Here is a 14,143-nt window from a genome sequence, read left to right as displayed (position 1 = left end):
TGATGGCGTATCAGTCGAAAATGACTGTTGGAAAGCCAACGACAATCTTGCCGCCATGTGCCGTGCCATCGCCCATCCGCGCGGCGGGTTTGTTGTTGATCATGACCTTACCGGAGCCTTGCGTGATCGTGTCAGGTGGACCGACGCAGACGCACATGTCGCCAACCACCGCAGCGGGCGAGCCGCCGATCAGGACATTTGGGGCACAAGGGCCGGAGATTGGACCGCCGACATGCGGCTTCGGGCCAGGATCGACCATAGGGCAGACGTGGTTGTCGCCAAGGCGGGCTGCGGGGGGCATATCAACGCCTCCTTAATTGATGCGGATCATCGCGCCGCGCACGATGGTTTCGCCGTCTGAGATCAATGTCGATTCCTCGCTGCTGGAACCGGTGAATGTCTTGGTCGCGTCCGCAGAAATGTCGGTCGCGTTCAAGGTCAGGGTCTCGGCTGCTGCGGCGGTCACATTGTTGTCGGCCACCAATGTGACGTCGCCACCGCTGTTGATGGTCACGCCCTCTTGGCCCGATAGGTTCAAATGGCCCATGGAGTTCAGCGACAAGGACTGCGAGGCGTTGATGCGCAGGCTGTCTTGGTCGGGGGTGATCACCAGATCAGGGGTGTCGGAGGGCGCTTTGGCCTCTCGCGGGTCCTCGATATGCACAACCAGACCGCCTGGTGTCGTGATGACAAGGCGTCCCTCGGATTGGTCGTAACTGATGTCGAGCGGTGATTTCGTGTTCAAATCGGTCATAATGCGTCTCCTACAATGAGCACATCAAAGCAGAAAATGGCGCGGGTATAAAGAGGAAAGCGCTAATTCGTAATTTGCGGTAAGCGGGAGGTGACGACGCCAGTTGCACGTGCTGAATTGCCAACGGTTACGAATTTGGAGGTCGGGTTGGATGTTTGAAGCTGCCTTACCAGACGGTCCACTGACGGCCCCATCGCGGCGCCAAGTGCGATGTCGTTGCTGCCTCTTGTTCCAACCGATGACATCACGGACGCGATCTGCGGGCCTTGGTCTGTTGCCACAAAAACGGGCGAGCCGGAGGCTCCAAAGTCGATGTCGCATGTGTAATGCAAAACCTCGCGCGCGGCGTGGGTCATTTTGCAACCGTCCTCAAGAGCGGGGACTTCCGAGCGACCCCGCGCGTAGGAGACCACAGTTACAGGATCATTGGCCGTGGGTTGACGGTGTGTGCGAAACGGCTGAATGGCTGCGTTGTTGATGGGGTGCGACAGCTCAATCACGGCCACATCATTCGAGATTTCGGAGTAAGTGCTGGTGCCGCCACCGTAGGTGTAATCAGGATGCACTGCGATCCGCTTGCCTTTGCGCTCTGCCGCGGCGCGGCCATTGCGGTAGCCGGCCCTGAATAAGATTTCTTCAGCGTCGCGTAACTCGCCTGTGCCCTTGTCGTAGACGCAATGCGCCGCGGTCAGCACCAGCTTTTGAGAGATCATCGCCCCTGTGCAAAAGCCCGAACGCCCCAAGTCCAAACGGCCAACAGCCTGCCAAGGCAAAACCTCTGAGGCCGTATCCAATGGTTGATGAGGAGAGGCGGCGTTTTGCGCCTGCAACGGGGTTTGCGCCGAGGCGCAAATGAACAATAGGGAAAAGAGAACTCGTTTCATGGAGGCGAGAGTTACGCACCCATTTTGGCAGGAATAGGGCGCTCAGAGGGGCAATTGATCAAGAAGGCGTGTGGCCTCCTCGTGGCAATCGGCCAGCTTGCTGCGATCCTCGCCTGGATAAAAGCGCCCGCGGGTGGCAGTGGGCATTGGGGCGGGGGTCAGCATGTGGATGCTAAGACCGGATTTGGCGACTTCGTCCCGCCAGCTGGTTGCCATGCGCATTTGTGCCGCTTTGGTCAGCCCGTAGGCGCCGTGGAATTTGTCGCTTTGCTCTGGGTCGTCAAACAGCACCGCATGGCCAGCCTCAGCGGCTTTCAGCAAAGGCGTGGTGTTCAAGATCAACCGCGCGGTGGCGCGAATGTTGGTTGCCAGCGTTTTGTCGAGGTCTTTGGCGTCGACATGCTCCATCGGTGACAAGGGCGGGGCGTGAACCGCCGCGTGGATCAGCAGATCAACATGGCCCCACCGCTGGTGAATGGAGTGGCAAATCTGCGCCATCGCGTCGTCGTCGTTGATATCAACAGGCACCAAGGTCGTGCTGCCACCTTTGGCGGTGATACGGTCGTCCAGCTCTTCCAGCCCGCCCACGGTGCGGGCGAGGGCTATGACGTGGTAGCCACGCGCGCCCAAGTTTTCAGCCATTGCAGCCCCAAGGCCGCGCGACGCGCCAGTGACCAGCGCAATTTTGGTAGGTTGATTTGTCATGGGGCCTCTGGTGTCATTCCGGTGCTCGGGGATCAAGAGGGGATTGCACCTCCGCGTCACGCAGCCGCGCCACGGCGGCCTCGCACATGCCGTATTCCAGCCATGCGCAGTCTTTGCAGATGCGATGAAGGTCTGGCGGAGTGATGCGCGATTTTATGCGCTCCAATGCCTCGCCCCATGTGATCACGTCGCCCTCGGACAACCCCAAGGCTTTGGCATGGGCGGCGTCTAGGGTATCAATTTTGGCTTGTTCGGAGCACCCCGTTCCACGTCGTTTGGGGCAGGGGGCGCAAATGTCGTCGGCTTGGAAGGTGATTTTTAGTTTTTTGTCTTCCCCCGAAGGCGCACGCAGTTGTCCTTCAACGATGCTCGCCATGTTAGCGATAAAGGCGTCGGAGTAGCCTTTGTTCTCAAAGCCTAGCGAGCAAAGGAAGTGGTGGGGGCGGTAGTGAATAGGGTGGCTCATATGCTAGTGTCTTTCACCGCAGCCCTTATTTTTCAAGCGCAGATTGCTTGACAAACCTCGCCGCGCTGCCGAAAACGGCACAAAGTTTTAACGCTGAAGGAACAGCCATGACACTGACACAAGCCGCATTCGGCACCGACACACTTCTTAAGAAGGCCTTGCTGGTTTTGGGCGGCTCCGCTCTGATCGCAGTTGCGGCGCAAATCTCCGTGCCTTTCTTCCCTGTGCCTTTGACCATGCAGACGCTGGCCATTTTGTTTGTTGGCCTGTCTTTTGGTTCGCGCCTAGGGGCAGCAACCGTGATTGCATACCTCGTTGAGGGTGCTGCTGGTCTGCCAGTTTTCGCAAATGGCAGCTTTGGTTTGTTGCCGTTGGTTGGCCCAACCGCTGGTTTCCTCTTCGGCTTCATCGCAATGGCTTATGTGGCTGGTTTGGCTGCTGAGCGTTCCAAGAGCGTCGTTGTCATGGCTGGCGGCGCGCTGCTGGCGTCCGCATTGTTGTACATCCCAGGCGTTGCTTGGCCGATGTTCGGCGCAGAGCTGTTTGCAATCGAAGGCAAATGGGTTGGCTCCTCGGCATCCTCCATCTGGACGTACTGGGTTAGCCCGTTCCTGCTGGGCGACGCTGTTAAAGCGGTTATCGCGGCCCTGCTGGTTGCTGGCGGCATGAAGGCTTTCTCCAAGGAAGCCTAAGCCCTGCTAACAACGACGAATTTTAGCGCCGCTCCCTTAACTGGGGGCGGCGTTTTCCGTTTGTCTCTACGTGATTAAAAGAGGCGGCCGCCTTGAAAAGCGATGTGGCCCACGACGCCAAGACGACACTTGGCGCATCTTGCAAGGGGGTCACCCTTGCGCTTCATATCACCGGTGACGCATCGATACTTGGGCGGGGTGTAGGGCCGCTCAAGCGTGAGGTCACTGTTTTCAGTTTGGATCCGAGGACAGGTTTTACGGCCCAGTGGTTAAGGCCACGTAGCGGCACCGTTCGCAGAAAGACAAAGGGACAGGCGATGAAGCCCGTCCCTTGTAAAGATACTGTCCGTGTGAGTGTGGCGCTACTCTGCGGCTGTTTTCATCTTGAAGCCTTTGGCGATCATGTCTTTCGGGGGGATTGGGTAATCGCCCGTGAAGACCGCATCATAGTAGGCAGGCTGCTTGGGGTCGCGGCCATTTGGCTGGCCACATGCACGGTAGAGGCCGTCAATGGAGATGAACTTCAAGGAGGAGACGCCGATGTACTCGCGCATCTCTTCTTCGCTCATGTTCGCGGCCAGAAGTTCCGTGCGTGTGGGTGTGTCTATGCCGTAAAAACAGGGCCAAACAGTGGGTGGGGAGGCGATGCGGAAGTGCACTTCGGCTGCACCGGCTTCCAAAACCATGTCCTTGATCTTGCGTGAGGTGGTGCCGCGCACAACGCTGTCGTCGACGAGAATGACCCGCTTGCCCTTCATCAAGGAGCGGTTGACGTTCAACTTCAAGCGCACACCCATGTTGCGGATCTGCTCGGAGGGCTCGATGAATGTGCGACCAACATATTGGTTGCGCACGATGCCCATCTCGAAGGGAATACCAGATTCTTGAGCATACCCAATGGCGGCAGGGGTGCCACTATCGGGGACAGGGCAAACCATGTCGGCCTCAATCGGGTTTTCGCGAGCCATTTCGCGGCCAATCTCGCGGCGCACTTCATAGACGGAGCGATCACCAACCATGCTGTCAGGGCGAGAGAAGTAGACCAGTTCAAAGATGCAAGGCTGCGGACGTACCTTTTCAAACGGGTTGTAGCTTTTGACGCCGTCTTGCTCAGTAATGACGACCATCTCACCAGGTTCGATCTCGCGAACGAACTCAGCGCCCATGATATCAAGCGCGCAGGTCTCCGAGGCCAAAACATGGCCGTTGTCGCCAACCTTGCCCAACACAAGAGGGCGAATGCCGCGCGGGTCACGTACACCGATAAGTTTGGTGCGGGTCATCGCCACAATAGAAAACGCGCCTTCGATCTGGCGCAGGGCTTCTTTCATGCGGTCAGGGATGTTGCGCCCCATCGAGCGGGCAATCAGATGAATGATGCACTCGGAATCCGATGAGCTTTGAAAAATGGAGCCGCGCTCAACAAGCTCTTTGCGCAGGGCATCGGCATTGGTGATATTGCCGTTATGCGCGATGGCTGCGCCCCCCAAGGAGAAATCCCCAAAGAAGGGCTGCACGTCGCGAATGGCCGTCTGACCTTTGCTGCCGGCAGTGGAGTAGCGCACATGCCCGATGCCAAGGCTACCGGGAAGCGTTTCCATCATTTTCTTGGAGGTGAAGTTGTCGCGGACATATCCAAAGCGGCGGGCTTGTTGGAAGCCTGCGTCTGTGTCGTAGGTGACGATGCCACCTGCCTCTTGGCCGCGGTGCTGCAAAGCGTGCAGGCCGAGGGCCACGAAGTTTGCTGCCTCTGGCGCGCCGATCACGCCAAATACACCGCATTCTTCTTTGAGTTTGTCATCATCTAATGGGTTTTCGAGCCAAGGCTCAGGACATTGGTCAAGGTCCGCTTGCGACATTTGGGCAGCTCCGTATCCGCGTGACAGGTATCTGCCACCTGTTACGGGGTTTACTTGGGGAAGTCACGGGACATTGCCCCGTTGCGACGAGAAGTTGAACGTGGCATGTCGTGTGCTATGTCTCGCATCCTACTTTTCAACAAACCGCATGGGGTATTGTCGCAGTTTACTGACGGTGAATCTCGTGCGACGCTCTCGGATTACATAAATGTGCCAAAGGTTTACGCCGCTGGCCGGTTGGATCGAGACAGCGAGGGTCTGCTGGTTTTGACCGATGACGGGAAATTACAGGCCAAGATTGCGCACCCGAAATTTAAAGCTGCCAAGACCTATATGGTGCAGGTCGAAGGCGTGCCTGAAGTCGGCACGCTTGATCAATTGCGCGAAGGTGTGGTGTTGAAGGATGGCAAGACGCGCCCTGCAAAGGTGGGGGCTGTGCCCGAGCCGGATTGGCTTTGGCCGCGTGATCCGCCCGTGCGTGTGCGAAAAACAGTGGCCGACAGCTGGCTTCAAATGACCATCAATGAGGGGAAGAACCGCCAGGTCCGCCGCATGTGCGCAGCGGTGGGGCACCCATGTCTTCGGCTGATCCGTGTGCAGGTAGGAGAGTGGTCCCTCGCGGGGATTGAGCAGGGGCAGTGGCGGGACGCTTGAAGCGGCGCTGAAACCGTTTCGGTGTTTCGTGTCAGCAATCCAAGTGTGCTTAGCCCGTGGGTGCCAATCTCGAACGATGGAGTTTTGACGCGGCTAGAGCGCGGTCTACCGGTTATAGGCGGATGCCGCGTTAAAGCAGATGCATCCGCCGTTGTCGCTTATTTCGCAGTTGAGAACATCTTGTGCACGTCACGGAATGACATCAAGCGACGACTTTTTTCATCCCACAATTGCAGGCCAACGGTCTTGATGCTTTCGCGGATAGACAGCTGGTTGGATTCTGCCAGCTGCTGATGATCCTTTAGGACCTCTGGCAAGCGGTAGAAGGGGATGCGTGAATAAAGATGATGCACATGGTGGATGCCGATGTTGGCGGAAAACCAAGCCAAAACTGGTGGCAACACATAGTGCGAGGAGCCGTGAAGAGCCGCCTCATGTACCTGCCAGTCGTCTTGGTGGTCCCAGTGCGTTTCCTCGAATTGGTGCTGCACATAGAACAACCACACACCCAAAACTGCGGCCATCATGGTGGAGGGGATGAACACGAGCAGCAGGGGCATGATGCCGCCAAACCAAACGATTAGGCCTAATATAATGGCGATGCCGACGTTGGTGCCCATGGCGGACAGCCAGTACTTGGCACCTTGCGTCATGTAGCCCAAGGGCAAGCGCTGCTCGAAGAAGAACACGTAAGCTGGCCCGACTAGGAACAATGTCACAGGGTTGCGGTACAGACGGTATTTGAAGCGGCCCCAAGGAGAGCGGGCCTCGTATTCGGCCACAGTCAGCGTATCGATGTCGCCAAAGCCGCGCGCGTCCAGGTTGCCAGCAGCACCGTGGTGGGTGGCGTGGCTTTTGCGCCAGACGTCATAGGGGGTGATGGTCAGGATGCCCAACGCACGACCAACCCAGTCGGATAGGGTGGAGTTCGAGAAGAAGGATCCGTGCCCGCAATCATGCTGGATGCAGAAGATACGAACGAGGAACAACCCGTTGACCAAGGCCAATGCCACAGCGAGCCAGTAGCTGACGGACAGCATGGCCCATGCTGCGGCCCAGATGCCGATAAAGGGAAGAAGCGTCGCAACCAATTCGAAGCCCGAGCGGGCGGAGCTTGGGTCGCGGTACTTTGCCAAATGGCGAATCCACTCTTTTGCGGGGGCGTCGGCTGACAAGGTAAGCGCTTCTGGCGCTACGCGATCTTGGAACATACTGCTCTGTCCGTCTTCTGTATGTGGCGGTTCCCACTAGCGATATAGCACTGGTGGGTTAACGCAAGTTTATTGAGGTAAAACTGTCGTTATGCGTCAGACTGAGTAGGGGCTTCGGTGCAATGGCCGATCAAATCTTCGTATGTGCCAACGATCCAGCCGGGTGCATCTGTCGGAATGACGTCATCAACCGAGCCTGACATCTGCGCCACAACCTTGGCTGTGCGCGAATCGTCTACCATCGGAATCGCCTGATCAGCGACAACGCGGTCGTAGATCACGAAGGCAACCACAACCAGCAAGGCCCCACGCGCCACCCCAAACAGGAAGCCAAGACCTTGGTCCAAGCCGCCCAAAACAGAGCGCTGAACCGCGCCGGACAGGATCGGGCTGAAAATCGAGACAACGACAAGTGCGACGGCAAAAACCAGCGCGAAGGCGGTGATCGTCGCGGGCTCGCAGCCTTCGATCAATGTGTTGAGGTATGGGATTTCTTTTGCAAGTGGAACGGCTTGCGGGGCGAAGATGAACGCCACAACCGCTGCCGCGACCCAGCCCACAATGGACAGGATTTCGCGAACAACCCCACGCGAGTAGGCAAGAATTGCCGAGATTACGATAATCCCAGCCGCTACGCCGTCTACAATGGTGAAACCTTCCATACTCGTCTCTCTCCTAGGGCGCCGGATCGGTGCCGAATAATTCATGCACGAAGGTCGCCAAGTCTGGCATCGTGCGCAGTGTCATACCATCAACCCTAGGCAGCTTCTTCTGCTCGGGACCGATGGCGGAGGTAAACCCCAGTTTGGAGGCCTCTTTCAACCGGTTTTCGGCCTGTGTAACCTGCCTTAGCGCACCTGAGAGACTAATTTCACCAAAAACCACTGATTCAGGGGGCAAAGAGACGTCCTCGCGAGCCGAAAGTAGCGCGGCGGCAACAGCCAGATCGGCGGCAGGTTCGTTCACACGCATGCCGCCTGCCACGTTTAGGTACACATCCAGCCCCGCAAAAGGCACCCCGCAGCGCGATTCCAACACCGCCAGAATGGTCGCCAGTCGTTGGCTGTCCAGCCCCACCACCGTGCGCCGGGCCTGCGGGTTGGGCGAGGGGGAGACCAGCGCTTGGATTTCGGTCAGCACGGGGCGCGAGCCCTCAATGCCGGAAAACACCACCGATCCTGATGCGGGCTTGTCGCGGTCGCTTAGGAACAGGGCGGAGGGGTTGGTCACCTCGGCCAAGCCGCGCCCCGTCATCTCGAACACCCCGATCTCATCGGCGGGGCCAAAGCGGTTCTTCACCGCACGCAGCACACGGAACTGGTGGCCACGGTCGCCCTCAAAGTAGAGGACAGTGTCGACCATATGCTCCACAACCCGAGGCCCCGCGAGGGCACCTTCCTTGGTGACATGCCCCACAAGGATGATCGCGGTGCCGGTGCGTTTGGCGAAGGTGACCAGCTCGTGAGACGCGGCGCGAACCTGAGAGACGGAGCCCGGCGCGCTGTCGACCTGATCGGACCACATGGTTTGGATGGAATCGATGATGACCAGCTTGGGGCGCTCTTTGTCCAAGGTGGTGAGGATGTCGCGCAAATTGGTCTCGGCGGCGAGGCGCACTGGCGATTCTGATAGCTTCAGACGGGCGGCGCGCATGCGGATTTGCTCGGCAGATTCCTCGCCCGAGACGTAGATCACATCCATCCCGTTGCGCGCGAACCGTGCGGCGGCTTGCAGCAACAGCGTGGACTTCCCGATGCCCGGATCACCGCCCACAAGGATGGCGGAAGCCTCGACCAAGCCGCCGCCCAACACGCGGTCCAACTCGGCCACGCCAGAGGGCGTGCGGGCAGGTGGGTCGTCTTTGGCGTTAAGGTCGGAAAGCTCTAGCGTTTTGCCGCGCATGGCGCCCAAGGACTTCTTGCCGGGGCCGGTGGTAAGGGGGGACTCTTCGACGATGGAGTTCCACGCCTTGCAGGATTCACATTGGCCCGACCACTTAAACGAGGTCGCGCCGCACTCGGTGCATTTATGGGTGGGTTGCTTGGCCATAGACGGTGTTGTGGCTTAGGTGACAGCAACGGGCAAGTTGGAACTGAAAAATAGTAGATATATAATGATCAAAGCCATGGCGAGCTGGACCAGTGGCAGCAGTTTGGACCATCTTGGATCCTTGATGGTCGCGAGCGGAGAACACAGCAGGTTCAGGCCGGTTCCAATAAGGAACAAAAAATCGTTTTTCAAAGGTACGGCTGCCATAAAGGCCAATGTGCCAATGCAAAGCCCGACTGCATTCCACCGGATCATGCCTGTTGTCGTCACGGCGCGGTAGATCTGCCAAAGTAATGCGCAAAATATCAGGGCGGAGACTGCGATGCTTAGCAAGATCAATGTGTAGGGCATTCAGGCGATCTCAAATAGTGGCCAAAGCGAATGCAGATAGAGCCACGCCAGCTGCGATCAAGAAGGCCAAGGACAGCAGTTTCCAATAGCCAGGGTCGGCAAACAATGTGACCAAGCACAGCGGGAAGAGCAGCAACGTCGCGATGATGGCGCGGTCAAGATAGGCGTATTCATAGGGTGGGGCGGCGATCACAAGGGTGGTCAGAATGATAAAGAAGGCCACGGGCTTTATCATCGGCGGGCCGGAGTAAATGCGGTAGGCTTGCCACCCCATTTGACCCAAAACGACGGCTGTAAATAGGATGAGTGAGCCAACACCCATGACGAGTTGCAAGGTGTCGGTCATTTTCGCGCACTCATGAAGGAGACGCCGAGCGAGGCGATGACGCAGGCGGTGAACATATATAGGCCCCATCCGGTTTCTAACCGCCCAATACCGACACCTTTGGCCAGCACAATGTAGAGAGCGATCAAGAAGATGTCGGCCATGGCCAGCTTGCCCATCAACGTGATGGCAGGCAGCAAGCGCGGGGAGGCGAGGCGGAAGTGGATCAATGCCAAGCCGATGGTTTTCAGGTAGGGGGCGACCAACGCAAAGAAGGTCACCACCAAGGCTAGAAACACGTCTTTTTCCCAAAGCGATTGAACGCCAGTTAGCACGGAGATTTCGGACAGCGCGAAGAAGGGAAGCAGCCCCGCCTTCAAAAGCGGCGCCACCCACGCGATGGGGAACAGCACCAAAAGGGACAGGTTTATTAATTTCAAAAACATAGGCGCAGTCAACTCCGCCAAAGCGAAAAGCTCAAGCGGAGTTTGAGGTTACCCTGTGGTTTTCTCTGTCGGCTTTTGGGGCAATGCCACGACGTTTTCCGGCTCTACTTGCTCGGCAATTTCGTAGCCGATCAACGGCAGAACCTCGGCCAAGTCGGCCTCTAGACGTTGCATCTGCGCAGAAACAACGCTGTCCTCAACGCTAACTTGCTGGGACCAGCGCTTCAGGTCGGCGCATGTCTGTTGAGCCAAGGAAATTTGTTCGCGGTAGTCTTCGATCTCGCGCTGACGTTGGCGCAAGAAGGTGCGCGCACGGTCGACTTTTTCTTCGGAGTATACGGATGCCAAGTCGCGGGATTCGTGGCTCATCTGGGACGCGACCTCTAGTACGGACGGCTCCAGCGTGTGCAGGTCAGGATGGTCGCGCAAATGCATGATCCGCTCGCGCACAGCGTCAAACTCGGAAGATAGCGAGAACAACTCTTCCTTATCTGCCTTATGGGCGGTGACATAGGCGCGGGTGACGTCTTCCATCGACATGTGGAAGCTGCGGTGCGATTTTTCCAGCTCCAGAATGCGGCGGTTGGAGGGCAGGTAGAAAATCAGCGACACGGCGAGCGCTGCAAGGAACAACTGAGTGATCATACCGGCGTAAGGCACGACGGTTTCGCCGTAACTGGCAGTAAAGCTCAACCACGGTGCAACACCTATGACCGCGGCAAGCGTGGCGCCGACGACAACGATTGAAAACAAGACAACCGCGACAAGAGCAATGCGTTGAAAAAACTGCTGCACTTGCAGCCAGCTTTGGTTTGCACCAGTCATTTGGACACCCTCCAATTAGGTACCGTTTACAAAATCTTTATACACATTAGCGGAATTCCGCCGACACTACACGGGGAATTTTTCTGTAAAGTTTGCGTGATTTACTCCAAATCCATTCTGTTTCGGTCGACAAAATTGAGATTGTTCAGTGGATGGAAACAATGAGGCACCATCGCCTCCAAAAAATGATAAGGACACGGGCGTTTCTTGTCTGGGGGAGACACTACCAGCTGTTTATGCGGGTGAATCATCTCTGGAGACGGTCTGAAGGGTGGACCTTGGTCATTGCCAACACGTGCTCCGGTTAAGGGAAACTAACGCACGGCCTCAATTGGCCCTTCAGCGCTGCCCGAGATGAATTGCGCCACATAAGGATCGCCGGAGGCATCCAAGTCGGCCACAGGGCCGGTCCATTGGATCACCCCATCATGCAACATCGCCACCTTGTCGGCGATGGCGCGCACCGAGGACATGTCGTGCGTGATGGTCATGGCCGTGGCGCCCATCTCTACAACAATTTCGCGGATAAGGTCGTTGATAACCCCTGACATAATCGGGTCGAGGCCGGTGGTTGGCTCATCAAAGAAGATGATTTCCGGCTCGGCGGCAATGGCGCGGGCGAGGCCCACGCGCTTTTGCATGCCGCCCGATAGCTCGGCGGGAAAGCGGTCCGCGACGTCTTCTTTCAAGCCGACGCGCCGCAGCTTGTCGACGGCGATGGCGCGGGCCTCCTCGGCGGGGCGTTTCAGCGAGCCGCGCATCAGGCGGAAGGCCACGTTTTGCCACACGGGCAGGCTGTCAAACAGCGCCGCCCCTTGGAACAGCATCCCAAAGCGCGCAAGGAACGCGTCGCGGTCCCCAAGGCTGGCATCCTTGCCGTCCACCAGAATTGTGCCGCTATCGGGCGTCACCAGCCCAAGCACCGACTTGAGTGCCACGGATTTACCAGTGCCAGAGCCGCCGATGATGACCATGCTCTCGCCCTTGGGGATATGCAGGTCAACACCGCGCAAAACTTGGTTGCTGCCGAAGGACTTATGTACGTTGTCAAAGCGGATCATGATGTGAAGAAGATCCCTGTGAGAATAAAGTTAGCCGCCAAGATCAGCACCGCCGCCGCCTCGACCGAGCCTTTGGTGGCCTTGCCCACGCCCATCGCGCCGCGCCCAGAATTCATTCCGTAGTAGCAGCCCATCAACGTGGCGATGCCGCCGTTTACTGCGCCTTTGGCCAGCGAGGACATGATGTCCGAGGCCTCTAGGAAGTTAGACGTGTTCTGCAAGTAGCTGGCGGAGTTGAAATCCAGCGTGCCCACAGCCACCACATAGCCGCCCATGATGCCAATGATATTGCCCACAGCCACGAGGATTGGCACGACGATGATGCCCGCCAATACACGCGGCACGGTGAGGTATTTCATCGGGTGGGTGGACAGGGTCACAAGGGCGTCGATCTGCTCGGTCACCTTCATGGTCGCGATTTCCGCCGCGATGGAGGAGGTCACGCGCGCGGCGATCATCAGGCCCACCATGACAGGACCCAATTCGCGCACGATGCCGATGGCTACGATTTGGGGGACCACGGCTTCGGCATTAAAGCGCGCGCCGCCTGCGTAGATTTGCAACGCCAATGCGCCGCCGGTGAACAGCGTGGTCAGCCCGATCACGGGCAAGGAGAAGTAGCCGACGTTCATCAATGCCGCGCCGAACTCCTTGAGGTAGAACGGCGGGCGCAGCATATGCGAAAACGTCTGGCCTGCGAAAATGGCGATACGGCCCAATGCCGCAAGGGCTGACAGGGTTAAGGCACCAATAAGCGCGATTGGGGCAAGGGCACGGTTCATGCGTAGCTCCGTTTGTAGCGATGGGCCAGCGAGGTCAGGATCTCATAGCCGATCGTGCCAGCCGCATCCGCCAATTGGTCAACGCTTTGATGCGCACCGAGAATGGTCAGGTGGTCGGGGACCTCATCCAAATGGGTCACGTCTACCGTGAGCAAATCCATGGAGACGCGACCTACCAAGGGGCAGGGCGTGTCGCCTGCATAAAGCATGGCTGTGCTGGACATGGCGCGGATCAGGCCGTCGGCGTAGCCCCCCGATAGGGTGGCGATCACGCGCGGGGTGTCCGCGATGAAGGCATGGCCGTAGCCCACGGCCTCACCAGCGTTTACTTTGCGGGTTTGGATGACCGGCAGGTCCAGATGGGCCACAGGTTTCGCGCCCTTAAAGGGCAGCCCGCCGTAAAGGCCGATGCCGGGGCGGGTCATGTCGAAGTGGTACTCCGGCCCAAGCAAAATACCCCCCGTCGCCGCAAGTGAGCGGGGGGCCAAAATGCCTGCGGTCATGTCGAGGAAGGCTTTGAGTTGCGCCTTGTTGCCCGCGTGCTCCGGTTCATCCGCGCAAGCGAGATGGGACATCACCAAAGAGGCATCTTGGCTCATCTCGGGGGACCAGTCGTAGGCCTCGATGCCGAGGCGGTTCATGCCGGTATCTAATTGTAAACCAAACGGATGGTCGGGCAGCGCGGCGCTATGGCGCGCGACCTGCTCGGGGGAGTTCAGCAAAGGGACAGCCCCGAGATCGGACAAGGTTTGCGTGTCGCCCGCCATATGGCCGGAAAAGACATAAATTACGGGGTCGGGTCCAAGCGAGGCCCGCAAGGCCGTCGCTTCTTCGACAGCCGCGACAAAGAAGGTGCGCACACCCGCCGTGGCCAGTGCTTTCGAGACGCGGCCCGCACCAAGCCCGTAGCCGTCAGCTTTGACAACCGCGCCGGTGTTCGTGGCGGATTGGCGGTCCAGCGCTTGCCAGTTTTCCACCAGCGCACTTAGGTCGATATGTAGGTTTCCAGTTCCCATAAGTTACGGGTGAAACATGGGGGCGGGGAGGTCAAGGGGTTTCACGCCCCCTTGATCTGCCAA

At 58.1% G+C, this 14,143-nt stretch carries 18 protein-coding genes; 2 read left to right on the top strand and 16 right to left on the bottom strand.

Annotated features, from left to right (window positions below):
- Positions 1-10: 10 nt before the first annotated feature.
- From ABJN86_RS10860 to ABJN86_RS10840, 5 genes are all read right to left on the bottom strand, one after another.
- A complete protein-coding gene (locus ABJN86_RS10860) occupies positions 11-301 on the bottom strand; it encodes a PAAR domain-containing protein (RefSeq protein WP_348367039.1) in 291 nt (96 codons plus the stop codon).
- 12 nt (positions 302-313) lie between these two features.
- Positions 314-754, bottom strand: coding sequence for a hypothetical protein (locus tag ABJN86_RS10855; RefSeq protein WP_348367037.1), 441 nt, complete (start codon positions 752-754; stop codon positions 314-316).
- A 62-nt stretch (positions 755-816) separates the two neighbouring features.
- A complete protein-coding gene (locus ABJN86_RS10850; RefSeq protein WP_348367035.1) occupies positions 817-1,638 on the bottom strand; it encodes a trypsin-like serine protease in 822 nt (273 codons plus the stop codon).
- 42 nt (positions 1,639-1,680) lie between these two features.
- A complete protein-coding gene (locus ABJN86_RS10845; RefSeq protein ID WP_348367033.1) occupies positions 1,681-2,343 on the bottom strand; it encodes an SDR family oxidoreductase in 663 nt (220 codons plus the stop codon).
- Between the two features lie 13 nt (positions 2,344-2,356).
- Entirely contained in the window at positions 2,357-2,809 is a 453-nt protein-coding gene (locus ABJN86_RS10840; protein WP_348367031.1) for a DUF1284 domain-containing protein, read from the bottom strand.
- Positions 2,810-2,916: 107 nt separating this feature from the next.
- Here ABJN86_RS10840 and ABJN86_RS10835 point away from each other — a divergent pair, with 107 nt between their 5' ends.
- Positions 2,917-3,501, top strand: a complete 585-nt coding sequence (locus ABJN86_RS10835; RefSeq protein ID WP_348367029.1) for a biotin transporter BioY — start codon at positions 2,917-2,919, stop codon at positions 3,499-3,501.
- A gap of 362 nt (positions 3,502-3,863) precedes the next feature.
- Here the strand turns inward: ABJN86_RS10835 and purF are convergent, their stop codons facing one another.
- Positions 3,864-5,360 carry an amidophosphoribosyltransferase gene (gene purF, locus ABJN86_RS10830; protein ID WP_348367027.1) on the bottom strand — a complete coding sequence of 499 codons (1,497 nt, stop codon included), beginning with the start codon at positions 5,358-5,360 and terminating at the stop codon, positions 3,864-3,866.
- Between the two features lie 117 nt (positions 5,361-5,477).
- Between purF and ABJN86_RS10825 the strand changes: the two genes are divergently transcribed.
- Complete coding sequence (locus ABJN86_RS10825; protein WP_348367025.1) at positions 5,478-6,014, top strand: pseudouridine synthase; 537 nt, start codon at positions 5,478-5,480, stop codon at positions 6,012-6,014.
- A 158-nt stretch (positions 6,015-6,172) separates the two neighbouring features.
- On the opposite strand, the gene ABJN86_RS10820 is transcribed toward ABJN86_RS10825, so the two are convergent.
- The 10 genes from ABJN86_RS10820 to alr all read right to left on the bottom strand — a co-directional run bounded on the left by ABJN86_RS10820 (position 6,173) and on the right by alr (position 14,080).
- Positions 6,173-7,225, bottom strand: coding sequence for a fatty acid desaturase (locus ABJN86_RS10820; protein ID WP_348367024.1), 1,053 nt, complete (start codon positions 7,223-7,225; stop codon positions 6,173-6,175).
- 89 nt (positions 7,226-7,314) lie between these two features.
- A complete protein-coding gene (locus tag ABJN86_RS10815; RefSeq protein ID WP_348367022.1) occupies positions 7,315-7,887 on the bottom strand; it encodes a CvpA family protein in 573 nt (190 codons plus the stop codon).
- Between the two features lie 13 nt (positions 7,888-7,900).
- Positions 7,901-9,274: a DNA repair protein RadA gene (gene radA, locus ABJN86_RS10810; RefSeq protein WP_348367020.1), complete on the bottom strand. Its 1,374-nt coding sequence runs from the start codon at positions 9,272-9,274 to the stop codon at positions 7,901-7,903.
- Between the two features lie 15 nt (positions 9,275-9,289).
- Complete coding sequence (locus tag ABJN86_RS10805) at positions 9,290-9,625, bottom strand: hypothetical protein (RefSeq protein ID WP_348367018.1); 336 nt, start codon at positions 9,623-9,625, stop codon at positions 9,290-9,292.
- Positions 9,626-9,635: 10 nt separating this feature from the next.
- Positions 9,636-9,971 carry a hypothetical protein gene (locus tag ABJN86_RS10800; protein WP_348367016.1) on the bottom strand — a complete coding sequence of 112 codons (336 nt, stop codon included), beginning with the start codon at positions 9,969-9,971 and terminating at the stop codon, positions 9,636-9,638.
- Positions 9,968-10,396, bottom strand: coding sequence for a paraquat-inducible protein A (locus tag ABJN86_RS10795; protein WP_348367014.1), 429 nt, complete (start codon positions 10,394-10,396; stop codon positions 9,968-9,970). The genes ABJN86_RS10800 and ABJN86_RS10795 overlap by 4 nt, the downstream gene beginning before the upstream one ends.
- A 48-nt stretch (positions 10,397-10,444) precedes the next feature.
- Positions 10,445-11,221 carry a DNA repair protein gene (locus ABJN86_RS10790; protein WP_348367012.1) on the bottom strand — a complete coding sequence of 259 codons (777 nt, stop codon included), beginning with the start codon at positions 11,219-11,221 and terminating at the stop codon, positions 10,445-10,447.
- Positions 11,222-11,535: 314 nt separating this feature from the next.
- Entirely contained in the window at positions 11,536-12,282 is a 747-nt protein-coding gene (locus ABJN86_RS10785) for an ATP-binding cassette domain-containing protein (protein WP_348367010.1), read from the bottom strand.
- Positions 12,279-13,064, bottom strand: coding sequence for an ABC transporter permease (locus tag ABJN86_RS10780; RefSeq protein WP_348367008.1), 786 nt, complete (start codon positions 13,062-13,064; stop codon positions 12,279-12,281). The genes ABJN86_RS10785 and ABJN86_RS10780 overlap by 4 nt, the downstream gene beginning before the upstream one ends.
- Positions 13,061-14,080, bottom strand: a complete 1,020-nt coding sequence (gene alr, locus ABJN86_RS10775) for an alanine racemase (protein ID WP_348367006.1) — start codon at positions 14,078-14,080, stop codon at positions 13,061-13,063. The genes ABJN86_RS10780 and alr overlap by 4 nt, the downstream gene beginning before the upstream one ends.
- Positions 14,081-14,143: the final 63 nt, after the last annotated feature.

Source organism: Litoreibacter sp., assembly GCF_039974535.1.
Classification (GTDB): Bacteria; Pseudomonadota; Alphaproteobacteria; order Rhodobacterales; family Rhodobacteraceae; genus Litoreibacter.
The sequence above is the reverse complement of the archived record's forward strand: the minus strand, read 5'-3'. Positions and strand labels throughout refer to the sequence as shown.